Source organism: Campylobacter sp. VBCF_04 NA7, assembly GCF_027737405.1.
GTDB lineage: Bacteria > Campylobacterota > Campylobacteria > Campylobacterales > Campylobacteraceae > Campylobacter_B.
In genome coordinates this window covers 89,177-105,855 of sequence record NZ_JAOVTT010000004.1, presented here as the reverse complement: position 1 = coordinate 105,855, position 16,679 = coordinate 89,177, and the positions used below count along the sequence as shown (strand labels likewise).

The 16,679-nt window shown below is 41.5% G+C and carries 21 protein-coding genes and 1 tRNA gene; 15 read left to right on the top strand and 7 right to left on the bottom strand.

All coding sequences use genetic code 11. The annotated features are described in order from the left end of the window. The first annotated feature begins 98 nt into the window (after nucleotides 1-98). The 6 genes from mscL (at nucleotide 99) to OFO00_RS05025 (ending at nucleotide 5,551) form a co-directional block, all read left to right on the top strand. A complete protein-coding gene (gene mscL / locus OFO00_RS05050) occupies nucleotides 99-497 on the top strand; it encodes a large-conductance mechanosensitive channel protein MscL (protein ID WP_270858204.1) in 399 nt (132 codons plus the stop codon). A gap of 1 nt (nucleotide 498) precedes the next feature. Next, entirely contained in the window at nucleotides 499-1,137 is a 639-nt protein-coding gene (locus tag OFO00_RS05045) for a Crp/Fnr family transcriptional regulator (protein WP_270865135.1), read from the top strand. A 12-nt stretch (nucleotides 1,138-1,149) separates the two neighbouring features. Then, nucleotides 1,150-2,274 carry a metallophosphoesterase gene (locus OFO00_RS05040; RefSeq protein WP_270865134.1) on the top strand — a complete coding sequence of 375 codons (1,125 nt, stop codon included), beginning with the start codon at nucleotides 1,150-1,152 and terminating at the stop codon, nucleotides 2,272-2,274. Continuing rightward, nucleotides 2,274-3,179 (top strand): archaetidylserine decarboxylase, encoded by a 906-nt coding sequence (asd, locus tag OFO00_RS05035; protein WP_270865133.1) that lies wholly within the window; start codon nucleotides 2,274-2,276, stop codon nucleotides 3,177-3,179. The genes OFO00_RS05040 and asd overlap by 1 nt, the downstream gene beginning before the upstream one ends. Nucleotides 3,180-3,242: 63 nt before the next feature. After that, nucleotides 3,243-3,689 (top strand): type II secretion system protein, encoded by a 447-nt coding sequence (locus tag OFO00_RS05030; RefSeq protein WP_270865132.1) that lies wholly within the window; start codon nucleotides 3,243-3,245, stop codon nucleotides 3,687-3,689. Further along, the gene (locus OFO00_RS05025; protein WP_442867909.1) at nucleotides 3,677-5,551 is read left to right on the top strand and encodes a primosomal protein N'; all 1,875 of its coding nucleotides are present in this window, start codon (nucleotides 3,677-3,679) and stop codon (nucleotides 5,549-5,551) included. The genes OFO00_RS05030 and OFO00_RS05025 overlap by 13 nt, the downstream gene beginning before the upstream one ends. Here the strand turns inward: OFO00_RS05025 and ybeY are convergent. Beyond that, the gene (gene ybeY, locus OFO00_RS05020) at nucleotides 5,548-5,967 is read right to left on the bottom strand and encodes an rRNA maturation RNase YbeY (protein WP_270865130.1); all 420 of its coding nucleotides are present in this window, start codon (nucleotides 5,965-5,967) and stop codon (nucleotides 5,548-5,550) included. The genes OFO00_RS05025 and ybeY overlap by 4 nt on opposite strands. A 55-nt stretch (nucleotides 5,968-6,022) precedes the next feature. Here ybeY and queC point away from each other — a divergent pair, with 55 nt between their 5' ends. Then, nucleotides 6,023-6,700 carry a 7-cyano-7-deazaguanine synthase QueC gene (gene queC, locus OFO00_RS05015; RefSeq protein ID WP_270865129.1) on the top strand — a complete coding sequence of 226 codons (678 nt, stop codon included), beginning with the start codon at nucleotides 6,023-6,025 and terminating at the stop codon, nucleotides 6,698-6,700. 45 nt (nucleotides 6,701-6,745) lie between these two features. Here the strand turns inward: queC and ypfJ are convergent, their stop codons facing one another. Further along, a complete protein-coding gene (gene ypfJ, locus OFO00_RS05010) occupies nucleotides 6,746-7,627 on the bottom strand; it encodes a KPN_02809 family neutral zinc metallopeptidase (protein WP_270865128.1) in 882 nt (293 codons plus the stop codon). Nucleotides 7,628-7,698: 71 nt separating this feature from the next. Continuing rightward, nucleotides 7,699-8,217: a hypothetical protein gene (locus OFO00_RS05005; RefSeq protein ID WP_270865127.1), complete on the bottom strand. Its 519-nt coding sequence runs from the start codon at nucleotides 8,215-8,217 to the stop codon at nucleotides 7,699-7,701. Between the two features lie 90 nt (nucleotides 8,218-8,307). Between OFO00_RS05005 and mobB the strand changes: the two genes are divergently transcribed. The 4 genes from mobB to OFO00_RS04985 are packed head-to-tail and all read left to right on the top strand — an operon-like array spanning nucleotide 8,308 to nucleotide 10,498. Then, nucleotides 8,308-8,796: a molybdopterin-guanine dinucleotide biosynthesis protein B gene (gene mobB, locus OFO00_RS05000; protein ID WP_270865126.1), complete on the top strand. Its 489-nt coding sequence runs from the start codon at nucleotides 8,308-8,310 to the stop codon at nucleotides 8,794-8,796. 12 nt (nucleotides 8,797-8,808) lie between these two features. Further along, nucleotides 8,809-9,660, top strand: coding sequence for a class 1 fructose-bisphosphatase (locus OFO00_RS04995; protein WP_270865125.1), 852 nt, complete (start codon nucleotides 8,809-8,811; stop codon nucleotides 9,658-9,660). Then, nucleotides 9,660-9,863: a hypothetical protein gene (locus OFO00_RS04990; RefSeq protein WP_270858212.1), complete on the top strand. Its 204-nt coding sequence runs from the start codon at nucleotides 9,660-9,662 to the stop codon at nucleotides 9,861-9,863. The genes OFO00_RS04995 and OFO00_RS04990 overlap by 1 nt, the downstream gene beginning before the upstream one ends. Before the next feature lie 35 nt (nucleotides 9,864-9,898). Further along, nucleotides 9,899-10,498 carry a LysE family translocator gene (locus OFO00_RS04985; protein WP_270865124.1) on the top strand — a complete coding sequence of 200 codons (600 nt, stop codon included), beginning with the start codon at nucleotides 9,899-9,901 and terminating at the stop codon, nucleotides 10,496-10,498. Nucleotides 10,499-10,524: 26 nt separating this feature from the next. Here the strand turns inward: OFO00_RS04985 and OFO00_RS04980 are convergent, their stop codons facing one another. After that, the gene (locus OFO00_RS04980) at nucleotides 10,525-11,403 is read right to left on the bottom strand and encodes a hypothetical protein (RefSeq protein ID WP_270862003.1); all 879 of its coding nucleotides are present in this window, start codon (nucleotides 11,401-11,403) and stop codon (nucleotides 10,525-10,527) included. Then, nucleotides 11,396-12,208, bottom strand: coding sequence for a M23 family metallopeptidase (locus OFO00_RS04975; protein ID WP_270865123.1), 813 nt, complete (start codon nucleotides 12,206-12,208; stop codon nucleotides 11,396-11,398). The genes OFO00_RS04980 and OFO00_RS04975 overlap by 8 nt, the downstream gene beginning before the upstream one ends. A gap of 110 nt (nucleotides 12,209-12,318) precedes the next feature. Here OFO00_RS04975 and OFO00_RS04970 point away from each other — a divergent pair, with 110 nt between their 5' ends. The 4 genes from OFO00_RS04970 to OFO00_RS04955 all read left to right on the top strand — a co-directional run bounded on the left by OFO00_RS04970 (nucleotide 12,319) and on the right by OFO00_RS04955 (nucleotide 15,514). Then, the gene (locus OFO00_RS04970; RefSeq protein WP_270865122.1) at nucleotides 12,319-13,128 is read left to right on the top strand and encodes a lipid-binding SYLF domain-containing protein; all 810 of its coding nucleotides are present in this window, start codon (nucleotides 12,319-12,321) and stop codon (nucleotides 13,126-13,128) included. A gap of 165 nt (nucleotides 13,129-13,293) precedes the next feature. Continuing rightward, a tRNA-Lys gene (locus OFO00_RS04965) sits at nucleotides 13,294-13,369 on the top strand. Between the two features lie 198 nt (nucleotides 13,370-13,567). Beyond that, complete coding sequence (locus OFO00_RS04960) at nucleotides 13,568-14,287, top strand: metallophosphoesterase family protein (RefSeq protein WP_270865121.1); 720 nt, start codon at nucleotides 13,568-13,570, stop codon at nucleotides 14,285-14,287. A 177-nt stretch (nucleotides 14,288-14,464) separates the two neighbouring features. Beyond that, nucleotides 14,465-15,514, top strand: a complete 1,050-nt coding sequence (locus tag OFO00_RS04955; RefSeq protein ID WP_270858218.1) for a cytochrome-c peroxidase — start codon at nucleotides 14,465-14,467, stop codon at nucleotides 15,512-15,514. Between the two features lie 120 nt (nucleotides 15,515-15,634). On the opposite strand, the gene OFO00_RS04950 is transcribed toward OFO00_RS04955, so the two are convergent. Beyond that, a complete protein-coding gene (locus OFO00_RS04950) occupies nucleotides 15,635-16,273 on the bottom strand; it encodes a YiiX/YebB-like N1pC/P60 family cysteine hydrolase (protein ID WP_270865120.1) in 639 nt (212 codons plus the stop codon). A 3-nt stretch (nucleotides 16,274-16,276) separates the two neighbouring features. Then, nucleotides 16,277-16,669: a DUF4878 domain-containing protein gene (locus tag OFO00_RS04945; RefSeq protein WP_270865119.1), complete on the bottom strand. Its 393-nt coding sequence runs from the start codon at nucleotides 16,667-16,669 to the stop codon at nucleotides 16,277-16,279. Nucleotides 16,670-16,679: the final 10 nt, after the last annotated feature.

The window sequence follows — 16,679 nt, the reverse complement described above, 5'->3', positions numbered from 1 at the left end:
CAAAATTTGCCATTATACTTTTTTCTACCTAATAAAAAGCAAAAAGTAAGCAAAATTAGGTTATTATCTATCCTTTTATTTCCCAAAGGAGGCTTTTAATGAGCTTTATTCAAGAATTCAAAGAATTCGCAATGAAAGGCAATGTCATCGATATGGCAGTGGGTGTGGTCATCGGTGGAGCCTTTGGCAAGATCGTAACTTCACTAGTTGGCGATGTCATTATGCCAATCGTCGGAGTTATCACAGGTGGTATGAATTTTACCGATTTAAAAATCGTTTTAAAAGAAGCTGTGGGCGAAACACCAGCCGTGACGATAAATTACGGCTCGTTTATCCAAACAGCGGTTGATTTTATCATTATCGCATTTTGTATTTTTTGCGCAATCAAAGCAATCAATAAGCTTAAAAAAGAAAAACCAGCCGAGCCTGAGGCGCCAGCTGAGCCTAGCGAAGATATCAAACTTCTAAGCGAAATCAGGGATTTACTAAAAAAATAATATGGAAATTTTGAAATTTATCCCTTTTTTTAAGGGGCTTGATGAGGCCAAAATCGAGCGATTAGCGCAGATTAGTAGCAAAAAGGCTTTTAAAAAGGGAGAAATTTTATTTTATGAGGGTGATACAAGCTCTCATTTAATCATCTTGCTTAAAGGCACAATCGAGATTTACAAAACAGCCCCTAGTGGCAAGGAGATCTATATTCACGAAATCCGCCCGATGTCTTTCGTGGCTGAGGCTGTAAATTTTGAAAATATCCCCTATCCAGCCAGCGCGCGCTTTGCTAGCGGTGGCGAGGTTTTAAAAATCGATTATGAAAAATTTGTCGAAGAGTTTTTGAGCGAGCCTGAGATTTGCATTAGCATTATAAAATCAATTTCGGCGAAGCTTAGGGCGCTAGAATTTGCGTTTGAAAACAGCGTCGTGCTACCCAGCGAGGCAAAAATATCAAAATTTATCATCGAAAATTTTGATATTTTTACCAGCTCAAAACACATTAAAATCGCTAAAATTTTAAATATCACCCCAGAGACATTTTCTCGCACGATTACGAAATTTAAAAAATCTGGCGCGCTTTTGGTCGATAAAGACGGCGAAATTTCGGGTTTTGATAGAGAAAAATTAGAAAAATTTATCTGATTTGGAGTAAGAGTGAAAATCCCATATATTTTTCCGATTGTAGCGACGACGCTCTTTGTTTTTTTGAATTTATACATTTACAAATCAATCTTAGCTAGGTTTGAAATTTACGATAAATTCAAAAAAATCAAGCCGTTTTTGATAGTTTTTTGCCTATTTTTGGTGATTTTCGAGGGTATGTTTTTTACTAGAAGCGTTTTTGCCGGCGCGCTAAAAGATGAAATTTTATACAAAATTTGCGTCGTTTGCGTGGCTAGTAGCTTTTCGCTTTTCTTTTTGTGCCTAGCCTATGATATTTTAAATGTGAGCGCAAAATTTGCCAAATTTAGCGAGAGCAGGCGCAAATTTATTAAAATTTGCGTAGATGTAACCTTCGTAATAATGGCGTTTAGCTACCTTTTTAAGGGCTTTTATAATGCTTTAAAAACTCCAAAAATAAATATTGTTGATATAAAAATTAAAAATTTGAGCAAAGAGTTAAATTTGGCAGTGGTTAGCGATATACACTTGGGCGAATTTTTAAAAAAAGATTTTTTAGAAGTCATAGTGGCACAAATAAACGCCACTAGCCACGATGCTGTGTGTATCGTGGGCGATATGTTTGATTTGCGTTCTCACGAACTTGGCGATATTTTAGAACCCTTGCGCGAACTAAAAAAGCCTGTGTTTTTCGTGACAGGAAATCACGAGTATTACAGAGGCGCGAAAGGGTTAATCGAGGCCTTGGAGCGCGAGGGCGTGAGGGTTTTGCAAAACGAGAGCGTGGAGTTTATGGGGATAAATCTGCTTGGCACGCACGATTTAAGCGGTGTGAGATTTAATGAATTAGAGCCGAATTTTAGGGCAGCCCTAAAAATAGCAGATCCAAATAAACCTAAAATTTTGCTCGCTCATCAGCCAAAATTTATAAATTTACATGTAAAAGATGAGGTGGATCTGTGTATTTGCGGGCACACGCACGGCGGGCAAATTTTCCCATTTAGCCTGCTTGTAGCGCTCGATCAAAAATATGTCCATGGGCTATATAATGACGGAGCGAAGCAAATTTATGTGAGCAGTGGGGCTGGATTTTGGGGCCCTCCGATGAGGATTTTTGCCGACGCAGAAATCGCGCTACTAAGACTAAGGAGAGAGTGATGAAAAAGCTAATTTCACGCTGTTTTGGGGCTGTGGCTGGGGTAAAATTTCCGCGCCCTGTGCAGAAGTTTATAAATCAAAAATACATTGACGCTTTTGAGATTGATATGAGCGAATTTTTAGGCGCAGGTGATTACGATAGCCTAAATGCGCTATTTACGAGGCGTTTGGTGAGGGAGCGTGAAATTTGCGCCGAACCTAGCGCGTTTTTGAGCCCGAGTGATGGCGTGATTTTTGAGTGTGGGGCTACTAGTGATTTTAGCGCGTTTAGCATAAAGGGGCATAAATACGATATTTGGGAGCTTTTGGGGCTTAAATCTTGGGCTGGGGATTTGCAAAAGCAAAATTCCGAAATTTTTATTAGTTTGCTAAATTTAGATGATATGAAAACTTCCAGAGATTTTAAAATGTCGGCGGATTTGACATACGCAAACATCTACCTAAGCCCAAAAGACTATCATCACTATCACGCTCCATGCGATCTTAGCGTCATTGGTGCGCTATATATCCCGGGCGAGCTTCACAGCGTGGCAAAAAAATATCTGCTAAAAGTGCCAAATCTCTATGCCAAAAATGAGCGCGTGGTACTGCTGTGCAAAATGAGCAATGGCGGGCTTTTGTGGCTGGTTTTTGTGGGAGCGCTAAATGTAGGCAAAATGAAATTTGACTTTGATAGCAGGATTCAAACTAATGCCAAGGCTAACGATAAGGCTAGGGAAATTTTGCATTTTGATTATAATAAATTCGATTATGGCGAGGGCGTGAGCTTTAAAAAGGGCGAACATATCGGGAATTTCGAGCTTGGCTCTACGATAGTGATGATTGCCGAGAAGGAATTTTTGGAGTTTGAAATTTCGCAGGGGCAGAGGGTAAAATTTGCGCAAAAAATCGCTAGCTTAAAATAATTTAAAGCTAGCTTAATTTTATTTTGGCTATACTTAAATCTATTTTAAATCAAAGGATTTAATATGAAAAACGCATTTACTATGATTGAGTTGGTTTTTGTTATCGTCGTTCTTGGCATTTTAGCAGGTGTCGCTGTGCCTAGACTAGCTATGACCAGAGATGACGCAATGGCTGCAAAAATAAGAGGCGATGTAGCGGCTATCAGAAGTGGTATTTCGCTAAAAAAAGCTGAAATGCAGTTAGAAGGCAATGCTAGTTGGCCTGTATTAGAAGGCACTGGCGCAGGGTTGTTTGACAATGTTTTGCAAAATGATATTTCTGATGCAGGTAAAGATCTTAGAAATGGTTGGCATCGTAATGAAGACGGAACTTATCAAGCATGTGTGGCTAAGAATTGCACAACATTTACATATTATCGAACAAAAGCAGAAGCTGACGCTAAGGGTGTCAAGGTTGGCACTTTTGATTGCGTTCATACAGATAAAACCTGCCAAACATTAGCAGAATAAGCTTGTATTATTATGAAATCGCGGTTTTAGGGGCAAGACTAAAACCGCTTACCTATTTTTCAAATTCCAAAATTTCACTGTATCAGATTGTCCAAATTCCCGTAAAAAACGCCCAAAAACGCGGTGTAGTTTTACGCGAAGTGCCAAAACCCGAGTTTTGCACGAAAGAAATCAGCGAAATTTTGCCCCTAAATTTCACGCCGTTTCAGGTGGAGTTGGCGCAGTTTATTTCGCATTTTTATATCTGCGAAATCGGCGTGGCATTTGGGGTTTTTGAGCCAAATTTGGGCATAAATTGCGCGCCTTGCGAAAAGCCAAATTTCACAAAAACGCCAAATTTGACCCTAGAGCAGACAAAAGCTCTAAATTTTGCCAAGCAAAATGCCGTTTCGCTGATTTTTGGCGATACGGGAAGTGGCAAAAGCGAGGTTTATATCTCGCTCATAGCAGAAATTTTAAACTCTGGCAAACAAGCACTATTTTTAATGCCAGAAATCTCGCTCACACCGCAAATGACGAAGCGCTTGCAAGGGTATTTCGGCGAGGCTCTTGGCGTGTGGCACTCCAAAATCACCCCCGCTAAAAAACGCCAAATTTTAGCCGATTTTTTCGCAGGCAAAATTCGCCTTATCGCAGGCGCGCGCTCGGCGCTGTTTTTGCCGTTTCATAATCTTGGCGCAATCATTGTCGATGAGGAGCACGATGATAGCTACAAATCAGCCTCCGCTCCACGCATAAATGCCCGAGATCTCGCGATTTTCGCCGCGCACAAATGTGGCGTTAAAACCGTGCTTGGCTCAGCCACGCCCTCTCTTACGAGCTTTGCGAAACAGCCAAATTTCAGGCTCAAAGGCACCTATCACGCCACGCACAAACGCTACATTTACGACGAGAGCGAAACTTCCCTCACGCCAAAAATAAAAAAAGAAATCAGCGCAAGTCTAGGCGCAAATCGCCAAATAGTGGTGTTTTTGCCCACACGCGCAAATTTCAAATATATGGTTTGCAAGAGTTGTGGCGAGATTATCAAATGCCCGTTTTGCTCGGTGGGTATGAGCTATCACGAAAAGGAAAAGGCGCTAAAATGCCATTATTGCGGATACAGCGCATTTTACAAACAGCCTTGCGCTAAATGTGGCAAAAGCGTAAGCGAGGCCAAAAAAATGGGCACTAGCGAGCTTTTAAAGGAGCTAAAAGCAAATTTCCCTGAGGCAAAAATCGCTAAATTTGACCGCGATGAGATTACAACCCAAAGAAAGCTAGAAACCCTACTAAACGACTTTAACGCCCATAAAATCGACATTTTGGTAGGCACGCAAATGCTTAGCAAGGGGCATGATTACCATGGCGTGGATTTGGCGGTGATTATGGGGATTGATGAGCATTTGAACTACCCTGATTTTAGGGCGCGCGAAAAGACCCTAGCCCTTGGCATGCAAGTAGCAGGTAGAGCCGGCAGGAAGGGCGAAGGCAGGGTCGTGATACAGACTCTGCAAAGGGCGTTTTTCGAGGATTTTTTGCAGGATTATGACGCGTTTTTAGAAGAAGAAAGCGAGGATCGAGATCCGCTATATCCGCCATACACTAGGCTTTTGCGCGTTTTAATCTCACATAAAAACGAGGTAGAGGCGGCTAAAATTTGCGCTAGCGGGCTTGAAATTTTACACAGCGCGCTAAAAGCCAAAAAACTAAATGGTTTGCAAATCATAGGGCACGGCAAAGCTGGAATTGCGCTGATTGCGGGCAAATTTCGCTATGAGATACTGCTTCGAGCTACCACGCACACACCACTTTTAAAGGCTGGCGCACTTTTAGCGCATTTGCCCGTTGAGATCGATATGGATCCGATTAATTTTTCTTAAATTTCATCTGTGCGCACGATTAGGCTTTTTGGAAGGTTAAATTTAGCGATGATTTCGCACTCTTTTTCGCGCATTTGCCCGTTATCGATTTCGTGATCAAAGCCTAAGATATGAAGCAGTCCGTGCGTAAATAAAAGCGCGATTTCATCGCTATTTGAGTGCGAAAATTCTAACGCTTTTTGCTCTACTAAATCCAAATTTATCACAACAGAGCCTATCGGGGCAGTATTCGCACCACCTGGCACAATTTCGAGCGGAAAACTAAGCACATCGGTGGTTTTATCGACCCCCCGCGCGCTTTTGTTGATTTCGCGCATTTCCTCGCTTCGCACGAAGACTAGTTCGACCGCACCCGCGCTAAGCGTAGTTAAAATTTCGTCCAAAATTTTTGGGTAATTTTCTTCACAAAGTATCAATTTCAAGCCCTTTAAATCAAAATTTGCCTATAATTCTACCAAAAAAGGATTAAATTTGAAAAAAGCTTTATGTATCATCAGTGGCGGTATGGATAGCGCGACTTGCGCGTATATCGCTAAAAATTCAGGCTATGAGGTCATTGGAGTGCATTTTGATTATGCTCAGCGCACGCAAGATAAAGAGCGCGAGTGTTTCGAGAGAATTTGCGATGATTTAGGCGCACAGAGGCGATACACGCTGGATGCTAGATTTATCGCACAAATCGGCGCAAACTCGCTAACTGATACGAGCCTTAGTGTGCGAAAGGGCGCAAACATCGACAAAAACGAGATCCCAAACACCTATGTGCCGTTTCGAAACGGCGTGTTTTTGAGTATCGCGGGCGCGCTTGCTGAGCGTGAGGGGTGTGAGGCGATTTTCATCGGCGTGGTGCAGGAGGATAGTAGCGGATATCCTGATTGTAGCGCAGAATTTATTGCAAAAATGCAAAGCGCGATAAATGCGGGCACTTCGCCAAATTTTAGCGTGGAGATTAAAACGCCTTTGGTGCATTTAAACAAGGGTGAGATTGTGGCGCGTGCGCTTGAAAACGGCGTAAATTTGGGGCTTACTTGGAGCTGTTACACAAACTCGCACAAGGCTTGTGGTGTGTGCGATAGCTGTCAATTGCGCCTAAATGGCTTTGCAAAAGCCGGGGTAAAAGATCCAATCGAGTATGAAATCGAAATTTGATTTACAGCATGTTTGGCGATACTGCCCCGAATTTCGCCAAATTCACTAACTTTCCAATCCGCTTTTGCACGCTTCTAGCGAACCGCTTTTAAAGCCTTTATAAAACCACTCTTTTCTTTGTGCGCCACTTCCATGCGTGAAAGAATCCGGCACCACATACCCACGCGCCTTTTTTTGCAAGGTATCATCGCCTATCATCGTAGCGGCATTTAGCGCCTCTTCCAAGTCGCCATCTTCTAAAATTTTGTATTGATGATGTCCCCAAATACCCGCCAAACAATCGGCTTGAAGCTCCACTCTAACCTGAATCGCGTTTGCCCCAGCTTCGTTTGTTCTAGCCTTTAATTTATCGGCGTTGGATAAAATTCCTAGCAGGTTTTGCACATGGTGTCCCACTTCGTGCGCGATGACATAGCCTTGCGCGAAATCGCCCGCTGCGTGGTGTTTTTTCGCCAAATCAGAGAAAAAATCCGTATCCAAATAAATCCTAGTATCAGCCGGGCAGTAAAACGGCCCAACTTGCGAGCTAGCATACCCGCACCCGCTTCTTGTCGCGCCGTGGAATAAAAGCAGTCTTGGCTCAGAGTATTTCGCGCCGTATTTCGCAAAAATCGCGCCCCAAACATCTTCGGTTTGCCTTAGCACGGTAGAGACGAAATCCTTGGCTTCCTGCGCCGCTTCGTTGTTTTCAAATTTACTAGCCTCAGCTCCACCGCCAGCAGAGGTGAAATTTAGCAAATTTAGCGGATTATAACCCATAAACGCCGCTACCACGCCAAGGGCTAGGACGATTCTGCCAAATTTCGTTTTTACCAAAAATTTCACCACAGGAATCAAAAGCGCGAGATTTACTCCGCCTCCGCCACCACCGCTACTAGCCCTCATATCGTCGATATTTGAGCTTTTATTTCCGCCACGCCATTTCATTTTTTATCCTTCAAATTTGAATTTTTAAAATTTTATCACAAATTTCATTTCTAGCAAAATTTGCGCCCACTCTAATCATCGAGTTTGAGCTTAGGGTGCCAATACATCGACTTTGAGACCTTGCGAAATTTCACGCTCGCATTTAGGTCGTTCGAGGTCGTAAAGCTAAGCACAAGATCATCTTTTTGCGTTTTTGGCGCGCTGATTTTGTAGCGATTAGACCACGCGATTTTAAAAACCTCTTTGCTAGCTAGTTCGCTCTCATCGGCGATTAGCTCCACGCTGACATTTTCGTCGCTTCCATTTACACGCACATTTTTAATCTCAATCTCTTTTGGATACGAGGTTAGCAAGAAAAACTCATCTTCTCTTTCGTTGCGAATTTCAGGCATTGTGGGGTTTAGATAGGTCGCCACGCCCAGGTATCTATCGCCCTCTTTGACGCTTTCGAATTTTTGCGTATATGCCATAAACTCGTTTTTGACCGGGTCGTGAGGGACTTTTTCTTTGTTAGCACACGAGCAAATTCCTAGCGCAAACAGCCCTAAAATCAGAGTGCGCGCAAATTTTGAAATAGTTAAATTTTGCATTTTTCTTCCTTTAAATTTTGGCGTATATTATCAAATTTTGCTTTTTAAAAGGCTAAATTTGATACAATCAAGATTTTTTAAGGGAGAGAGATGAAAAGACTAGCCATTGCGTTTTCAGGTCCGTCAAACACCGGCAAAACAACGCTAATTTGCAAGGTAGCGCAAATTTTTATCGAGCAAAATTTAAAGGTCGCTATCGTCAAACACGACCCCAAAGACAAGGCCAAATTTGATACCGAGGGCAAGGACAGCGCGAAATTTAGCGCAGTTGGCGCAGATGTGGCGGTCGTAAGCCCTACGCGCACGACATATTTTTTGAAACAAATGCGAAATTTAGACGAGATTATCGCTGGATTTGGTGATTTTGATATTTTGATTGTGGAGGGTCTAAAAACACTGCCCCTGCCACGAATCAGCCTATTTAGGGACAAAATCGACGAGGCATATTTGCCATTTTCGCAAGCCATTGCGACAAATTTACCAAGAGCGCAAATGGATAAAGCCTGCCCCGTAAATTTCGACATAAACGACGCGCAAAGTATCGCAAAATGGATACTTAATAATGCTAAAAAAGTTTAAAAAGGAGAGAGTATGCAAGAAATCGTAAAAAAAATAGAAAAAATCGCCGTTTTAATCAGTGAAGAGCTAAAATACGCTGATTTCGGCTACGCTAGCACGCAAAATTCCACCGGAGATACACAGCTTAAACTCGATGTGCTAAGCGATATGATAATCGAGCGCGAATTTCGCGGCGTAGAGTGCGTAAAGGCGCTAATTAGCGAAGAAAAAGAGGAAATGCTAAGCATTAATGAAAATGGCAAATTTATAGTAGCTTACGATCCGCTCGACGGATCTAGCCTAGTAGATGTAAATTTCGCCGTAGGCTCGATTTTTGCGATTTATGAGGGCGAAATTTCACCAAGCTCATTGCGCGGGGCAGTGTATAGCGTGTATGGCCCTAGAATCGAGCTTTGCGTATGTTTAGGCGATACTCCGAAGCTATACAGGCTTGGCAGGGACGGCAAATTTGCCTTCGCAAAAGAGTTAGTTTTAAACGAAAAAGGCAAACTAAACGCCACAGGAGCGACGCAAAAAGGTTGGAGCGATACGCACAGAGTCCTCGTAAGAGCGCTATTTGACGAGGGTTATCGCCTCAGATACTCAGGAGCTATGGTCAGCGACCTGCACCAAATTTTGCTAAAAGGCGGTGGGCTTTTTAGCTACCCAGCCACGAGCGATCACCCGCAGGGCAAGCTTCGCATGGCGTTTGAAGTGTTGCCGTTTGCCTATATCTATGAGCACGCAAATGGCGCTACTAGCGACGGAAAAAACAATTCTCTTTTAGAGCTTGAAATTTCAAAAATTCACCAAACCACACCGTGTTTTTTCGGCTCAAAATATGAAATTTCCAAAATGCACGAAATTTATCAAAGCGAAAAATAATGTCAGAAAATAACCAAGAACGCGATATTTTCGAGCAAATTTTAGACAAAAATTTAGCCATTTTGCAAGATTGCCAAGCGCAAAATGGCTTGCAAAGTTGTAGCCAGTGCGAAAAAATCCTAGACTGCCAAACACGCGATAAGTATGTCAAGGCCGTGTTTGAGAGCATGTCCAAAGGTAGCACTGGCGATTTTGAATTTTAAATTTTAATTTCACACTAAAAATTTAAAGGAATTTGATGAACGCCTTTATAAACGGCATTTTAATGGGCTTTGGCGTGAGTGTGCCAATCGGTCCGATTAATGTTTTGATTATGTCTTATGCGCTGCAAAGTTACACAAAAGCCCTTTGTTTGGGGCTTGGCGCAATGAGTGTGGATATGCTTTATCTCGCCCTTAGCGCATTTGGGATTTCGCAACTTGCCAAAATTCCGCTTGTATTTGCGATTATTTCGGTGTTTGGGGCGTGTTTTTTACTATACATTGCCTATGGAATTTACAAAAGCGCGCGCAACACACCTGAAATCAAAAGCGTCGAGCTTGGCTCTCACGCCAAAATTTACTCAAAAGGCTTTTTTCTAAATTTGCTAAATCCTTATGTAATTATGTTTTGGCTCAGTGTCTCTGCTAGCGTGAGTAGCGAAAATTTCACTCTCTCACTGCTGGGGCTTTTTGTAGCGATTTTATCGTGGATTACGCTTTTTCCGCTTGTAGTCTATAAAAACAGAGCGCGCCTGCCAGATAGCGTAGTTAGGGCGTTTGCTTACATTTCTACGGCGATTTTGGTGTTTTATGCTGCAAAACTTCTTTGGGGAGTGGTGAAAAATTTAATCGCTTAAATTTAAGCGATTAAATTTTGAAGCGGTTATCTATCTGTCTTTAAAATATCGACCAAAACACCGTCAAATTCGTCTTGTTTATACATTTTTATCTCTTTGACGACGCTAGCGTTATCGTCTGTGATGACGCGGTTATTTACCAAAGTATCCTCGATGAGTTTGAATACAAAGGCGTGGTTGCTGATATCTGCCATTTGGCTTTTAAAGCCCATAGATAGGCACACAGGGCCTTCTATGCGCACGCCACGCAAATCTTTGGCGACATACAAATTTGCGATTGTGCGAACCATTTTTTTCGCCATTTGCGCGTGTTCAGATGAGTTTATGACATCATTTAATCCGAAATTTTCCATTAAAAGCGGAATTTTCACCCTAGCTAGGATTCCTAATTTTTCGTCACTGCAACTTTTGCGCAAAAACGAAATTCTCACCTTGCACGGGATTTTTGTGTTTTTCTTGCGCACGGCTACTGGCGTGAAATACTGCGCGCTTTTGCTCTGCGACTTAGCGGCAGCTGTTTTCGAGCCCTCGTAAATTTCTTGCAATGTTTTATTTTTAGACGCTAGGTTAAATTTTGGCTTGCTTTTGACCGATTTTTTTGTAGCGCTTTGCAAATCCTGCTCCATACTAGCCTCGCCAGTGATTCCGGCACTCGCGGCTGGTTTTGCTCCCTCGCGCAAAATAGATAAGAAATTTGCCTTGATTTTTTCGATTTGCTCTGGGCTTAGGCTCATTTTGTCATTAAGGCTCTCTACGCCAAATTGTCTTGGGAGGAAATTTATGATTTTTTTATCTCGCCCTACTATGCGCACGCGCCCTTTTACCGAGTCTTTGAGCGTATATTCGCTACCTTCGATTAACTCTTTTATCAACTCTTTTGGGGTTAATTTTTTGTTTTCACTCATTTTCAAACACCACTTTATTAAATTTATTTATAAAATCCAAAGGATTCACACTCACACCATTTATAGCGATCCCAAAGTGCAAATGTGGCCCACTCACGCGCCCGCTAGCACCGCTTAGCCCTAGCTTATCGCCACCGCCTATTTTATCACCTACTTTTACCAAAATTTTACTTAAATGATAATACTGCGAATACACGCCAGCACCATGGTCTATCACCACAGAACCACCAGCATAATATCTGTCCTTTGCTATCACGACCACGCCCTCGCCCACGCTATGCACATCTGTGCCCATAGCAGCGCGGTAATCCGTGCCCGAGTGGTAGCTTTTCAGCTCGCCATTAAAGGTACGCGCATTGCCAAATGCGGATGTAATTTTAGCATTTGAAGGTAATAAAAAAGGTTTTTGTAATAAAATTTTTGGCGTAGTTTTAGCGTAAATTTTGTTTGCTTCGGCTAGTTCGCGCTCTATACGAGCTTTGGCCTCTTTTGGCGGTTTTACCTTAGACGGAGCGACAGAAAATGCCTCGCTTTTGTAATCGCCTTTGATTAAATTTATAATCTCGGTTGTGGTTTTGCCATCTTGGGTGATTTTGAGTTTGATATCGTTTTTGGCTCTGTAATTTGCAGCGATGATTGCAATTTTTTCATCACTACCCAGTGAATTTACGAGGGGAATTTTTTTGCCATTTGCTAAAATTTCACTCGTGTTTTTGTTAAATTTCAAAACAATTGCTTCGCCATTTACTATCGATAAAGCAAAAATTTTAACCGCGCATAATGCTAAAATCGCCAAAATTTTCATTATTTTCCCAAAAATTTGTTATTTTTCATCAATTTTTTGTTAAAAATTAGCTAAAAAAAATGAAATTGCTGTTATAATAACTAAATTTCTATTTTAAAAGGATTAAACATATGAAAAAATTTTTATTAATTGCTTCATTTGTAGTTTCTAGTTTTTTGCACGCTGATGTCGTAGCAAATCAAGAAGTCATCGCAGCGACTAATGTTATGAGATCATTTGGCGCATCTAGCGGTTTCCATGTAGATCAAAAATATCTACAAGGCGCAAAAGCAGTAGCGATCCTAACAGATGTCAAACGCCTAGCAGCTGGCGCTTCTATCCAATACGGCGATGGAATTTTTAGCGTAAAAAATGCTGATGGCACATGGAGTGCTCCGATTTTCATCAAATACAAAGGCTTTGGCGTAGGTATCCAAGCAGGATACGAGACAAGCGATGTTGTGCTACTTTTCCACACAACTAAATCTTACCAAGATGTATTCACAGGCGCTGATACACTAGAAGTAAGCGCTGGTGCAGCATTTGGCGGACACGGTGCGAAAGCTGGTCGCGCTACTGATTTACCTGATATTTCAGCATGGATTGCAACCCCAGGCGAGCAAACAGGCTTGTATGCTGGCGTAACAATCGATAGCGGTCGCATCACAATCGATGATCAACTAACAAACGATTATTATGAGAGAATTTACGCTTACGAGGATATTTTAAACGATTCTCCACGCAATACAGAACACACTAAAAACCTAAAAAATGTTCTTTATAAATACCTAACAATGGGCAATGTTGCCTCAGCTAAAAATGTAGGCGCAAATTATGAGTTTGCAAAAATCGAGAAAAAATACGCTGATGGCAAACCAATCGTTTCTGACCGCCCTTACAAAAAAGGCGCAAAAGCAAACAAAACTCAAACAAAAAAATAATTTCTCAAATTTAGGCTCTCGCTAAGGGAGCCTAAAATTTATCCATTAAATTTATCTATGAAATTTCACTCTCAATAATAAATCGTTTAAATTTAATCGAATTTTCGAAAATTCTGCCGAATTTAACCTATTTTTTATATATATATGAATAAAATACAAGTTCGTGTCTCGTTAGCTCAGTTGGTAGAGCATCTGACTCTTAATCAGAGGGCCGCAGGTTCGAAGCCTGCACGGGACACCACCAAATTTTCTTTTGAGCTTTATTTCGTTTCCGATAAAATACAAAAATTTCAATTTTATAGTTGTAATCGTTTTTTGGGTCAGTATTTTGGTAAATACAAAATTTGAAAAATAATGAAAATTCCATAAATTTTGGATTTTGCACATAAAATAAATATCGCAAAAGCAAAAATCAAACAAAAATTTAAAAAGGCAGGCAATGAATAGAGTTTTTATCACAGGCGATACACACGGCGGCTGGCGCGGGTTTAGCGGCGAAATGGCGCGATTTAAGAAATTCGAAAAATTCGAAAGCGGGCTTTGCAAAGATAATTTTTTAATCATCGCTGGGGATTTTGGCTTTGTTTGGAATATGTTTCAAAGCGACGCACGCGAGGAGCAGTGGCTAAAATACTTCAATGAGCGTAAATTTACCACGCTTTTCATCGACGGCAACCACGAAAATTTCGACCGATTAAACACCTATGAAATCAGCGAATTTGCTGGCGGCAAAGTGCATAAAATCAGCCAGAGCGTGTATCATTTAATGAGGGGGCAAGTCTATGAAATCGCAGGGCGCAAAATTTTCACCATGGGTGGCGCGCTTAGTATCGACCGAGATAGACGAGAGCTTGGGGTCTCGTGGTGGGAGGGCGAAATGATAAGCCAGGCCGATATCTGCGAAGCGAACGCAAACCTCGCAAAACACGGCTTTAATGTCGATATCATCATCACGCACACCTGCCCCAGATTTGTCATACCGCGCGTGATAAAACTATCAATGGCGGCGAAAATTGATGATGTAAATTCGAAAATTTTGCAGGATTTTTACGACAAAACCCAGTTCAAAAAGTGGTATTTTGGGCATTTTCACGAGGATTTTAAAATCGATGATAAATTTCGGGTGATTTATCAAGAAATCGAAGAAATTCGGCTTTAAATTTAAAAAAAACTTAAATTAATAAAATTTTGTAATTTTTTTATGTTCTAGCACCTTTTTGCGATAAATTATATCTTTTTTTTTTTTAAGAATTTTTATTATTTCGCTTAAATTTTTAAGTAACTTTTTATTTAATAAATTTTAAAATCCATTTACATTTTTTTAAAGGAGAGGAAAATGAAAGTTAAGTTTTTATTACTTAGTTCAGTAGTTGTTGCTAGCTCAGTATTCGCAGCTGACGATTTGGCAAAACTTGCAAAAGATAGTGGCTTACAAGCACTACCTAAAACTGCTGCTGAAATCGCAAAACTTGCAGAGAGTGCAGCACCAGATGCAAAAGATTTCCCAACAACCGACAAAAGAGTTGAACTTGGTAAAAAATTATATTTTGACCCAAGAATTTCAAGAAGTGGAATCATCAGCTGTAATACCTGCCACAACCTAGCAATCGGCGGAACTGACGGCGTTCCAGCTTCAACAGGTCACAAATGGACTCCAAACCCACACCATATCAATGCGCCTACAACACTAAACTCAGTGTTCAACTCAGCGCAATTCTGGGATGGTCGTGCAGCTCACCTAGCTGAGCAAGCAGCAGGTCCAGCAACAGCTGCTCCTGAAATGGCTGCAACTCCTGAGAGCGTAGAAAAACTACTTAACTCAATCCCTGGCTATGTTAAAGAATTCCAAGATGCTTATGGCAAAGATACAAAAATCACTTTCGATCTATTCGCTACAACAGTAGGAATTTTTGAAAGAACACTTGTAACTCCATCAAGATATGATGAGTTCTTAAACGGCGACTCAAAAGCCCTAACTGACGCCGAAAAAGAGGGTCTAAAAACATTTATCGATAAAGGTTGTGTATCTTGCCACAACGGAATCAACCTAGGCGGCACAATGCAACCGTTCGAAGTAGCAGGCAAATACGAATTCGCTAATGTTGGCGATTTCAAAGGCGATGCTAACGGTATGGTTAAAGCACCAGTTCTAAGAAATATTGTTGATACAGCTCCATATTTCCACAATGGCGCAATCTGGTCACTAAAAGACGCTGTTAAAGCAATGGGTAGCGTTCAACTTGGTATCGAAATCAGCGATGATGAAGCAAACAAAATCGTTACTTTCTTCAACGCTCTAAGCGGAAAACTACCTGATGCAGCTCTAAAATACCCAGTATTGCCAGCTAGAACAGATGCTACTCCAAAACCAGAGTTAGATTACTAAGGTTTTATAAAATTCTCGTCGGACACACAAAGCTTGCCAAATTTGGCAAGCTTTTTTTATGCCCGAATTTTCTCACTAAATTTCACAGCTAAATTTCATAGCTAAATTCATGGCGAAATTTCACTCGCTCTCGTAAATCATTTCGGTGCCATTAAATTCAGCAAGTGCGCGTGGAAATAGATACTTGCCACGAAAAAACGGCGCGTCAATATAGGTGTAAGCGGGGGCGAAATTTGGATAAATTTGCGCGATTTCATGCTCTATTAGCGTGGTGCAATACAAATTTGGCTCAGTCGATTTTGCCAAAACAAACTCCTCACCCACGCGTAAATTTAGCGAATTTATCAAATTTCGCTTCTCTTGTGCGCTTAAAAAATTTATCCTTGCTACGCCAAATTTACGCGCACGAGATACAAACTCATCTAGCGAGCTTATCACAACGCCGTTTTGAGCGTATCGCTTGTCGCTGATTGCGTGCAGGATTTGTGTCGGCGCAGTATCTATCACTACCCCCACATGTGAATACTTCCACTCGCTCATTTGCGCGATTAGCGCGCTATCAAACTCATCGCCTAGGCGAAAAACCAGATCGCTGGGCGCCAAATTTGGCAAATTTGTTAAATTTTGCAAATTTAGGGTTTGAAATTTTAAGCTTTTATCTTGGAAAAATTGCGGTAAATTTTGGCGGATTTGCGGGATTTGCACCGCCAAAAAAAGCGCAAATCCCAAAAAAATAAAAAGCGAAAATTTAAATTTCATAAACTATCGCCATACTACCTTCCAATCGCCTTGATGATTTTTGCGCACCCTGGCGTCAAGTTCTTCGGTAGTGCCGTCGCCAAAGGTTATTTTGACCTTCATTCTGCCAGCGTCTTTGCCGATATTTTTATCGGTGATTTCGATTGTTTTGCACCCTCCGCGCCTCATAGCGTCTCTTGTGGTGGTGCCTGACATCGAGTCTAGCTTGCTCTCTACCTTGCGCTTTGTGGCTTCATCTTTCATTTGGCTTTCGCTTAGATACACTAGGCTCGCGCCTTTTTCGATATCTCCTTTGCACCCTACCGAATCGACATAGCTTTTCACCACTTCCTCAGGGCTTTGCCCACAACCTGCTAGAAAAACCATTGCGATAGCTGATAAAAATACTTTTTTCATTTTTTCCCCT

Excerpts from the sequence above, each read along its gene's own strand:
- OFO00_RS04960 (WP_270865121.1), top strand. The coding sequence starts at position 13,568 with ATGAATAGAGTTTTTATCACAGGCGATACACACGGCGGCTGGCGCGGG.
- OFO00_RS04970 (WP_270865122.1), top strand. The coding sequence starts at position 12,319 with ATGAAAAAATTTTTATTAATTGCTTCATTTGTAGTTTCTAGTTTTTTG.
- OFO00_RS05030 (WP_270865132.1), top strand. The coding sequence starts at position 3,243 with ATGAAAAACGCATTTACTATGATTGAGTTGGTTTTTGTTATCGTCGTT.
- OFO00_RS04955 (WP_270858218.1), top strand. The coding sequence starts at position 14,465 with ATGAAAGTTAAGTTTTTATTACTTAGTTCAGTAGTTGTTGCTAGCTCA.
- OFO00_RS04985 (WP_270865124.1), top strand. The coding sequence starts at position 9,899 with ATGAACGCCTTTATAAACGGCATTTTAATGGGCTTTGGCGTGAGTGTG.
- mobB (WP_270865126.1), top strand. The coding sequence starts at position 8,308 with ATGAAAAGACTAGCCATTGCGTTTTCAGGTCCGTCAAACACCGGCAAA.
- OFO00_RS04990 (WP_270858212.1), top strand. The coding sequence starts at position 9,660 with ATGTCAGAAAATAACCAAGAACGCGATATTTTCGAGCAAATTTTAGAC.
- OFO00_RS04945 (WP_270865119.1), bottom strand. The coding sequence starts at position 16,669 with ATGAAAAAAGTATTTTTATCAGCTATCGCAATGGTTTTTCTAGCAGGT.
- OFO00_RS04950 (WP_270865120.1), bottom strand. The coding sequence starts at position 16,273 with ATGAAATTTAAATTTTCGCTTTTTATTTTTTTGGGATTTGCGCTTTTT.
- OFO00_RS05045 (WP_270865135.1), top strand. The coding sequence starts at position 499 with ATGGAAATTTTGAAATTTATCCCTTTTTTTAAGGGGCTTGATGAGGCC.
- OFO00_RS05005 (WP_270865127.1), bottom strand. The coding sequence starts at position 8,217 with ATGCAAAATTTAACTATTTCAAAATTTGCGCGCACTCTGATTTTAGGG.
- mscL (WP_270858204.1), top strand. The coding sequence starts at position 99 with ATGAGCTTTATTCAAGAATTCAAAGAATTCGCAATGAAAGGCAATGTC.
- OFO00_RS04995 (WP_270865125.1), top strand. The coding sequence starts at position 8,809 with ATGCAAGAAATCGTAAAAAAAATAGAAAAAATCGCCGTTTTAATCAGT.
- OFO00_RS04975 (WP_270865123.1), bottom strand. The coding sequence starts at position 12,208 with ATGAAAATTTTGGCGATTTTAGCATTATGCGCGGTTAAAATTTTTGCT.
- ypfJ (WP_270865128.1), bottom strand. The coding sequence starts at position 7,627 with ATGAAATGGCGTGGCGGAAATAAAAGCTCAAATATCGACGATATGAGG.
- OFO00_RS04980 (WP_270862003.1), bottom strand. The coding sequence starts at position 11,403 with ATGAGTGAAAACAAAAAATTAACCCCAAAAGAGTTGATAAAAGAGTTA.
- asd (WP_270865133.1), top strand. The coding sequence starts at position 2,274 with ATGAAAAAGCTAATTTCACGCTGTTTTGGGGCTGTGGCTGGGGTAAAA.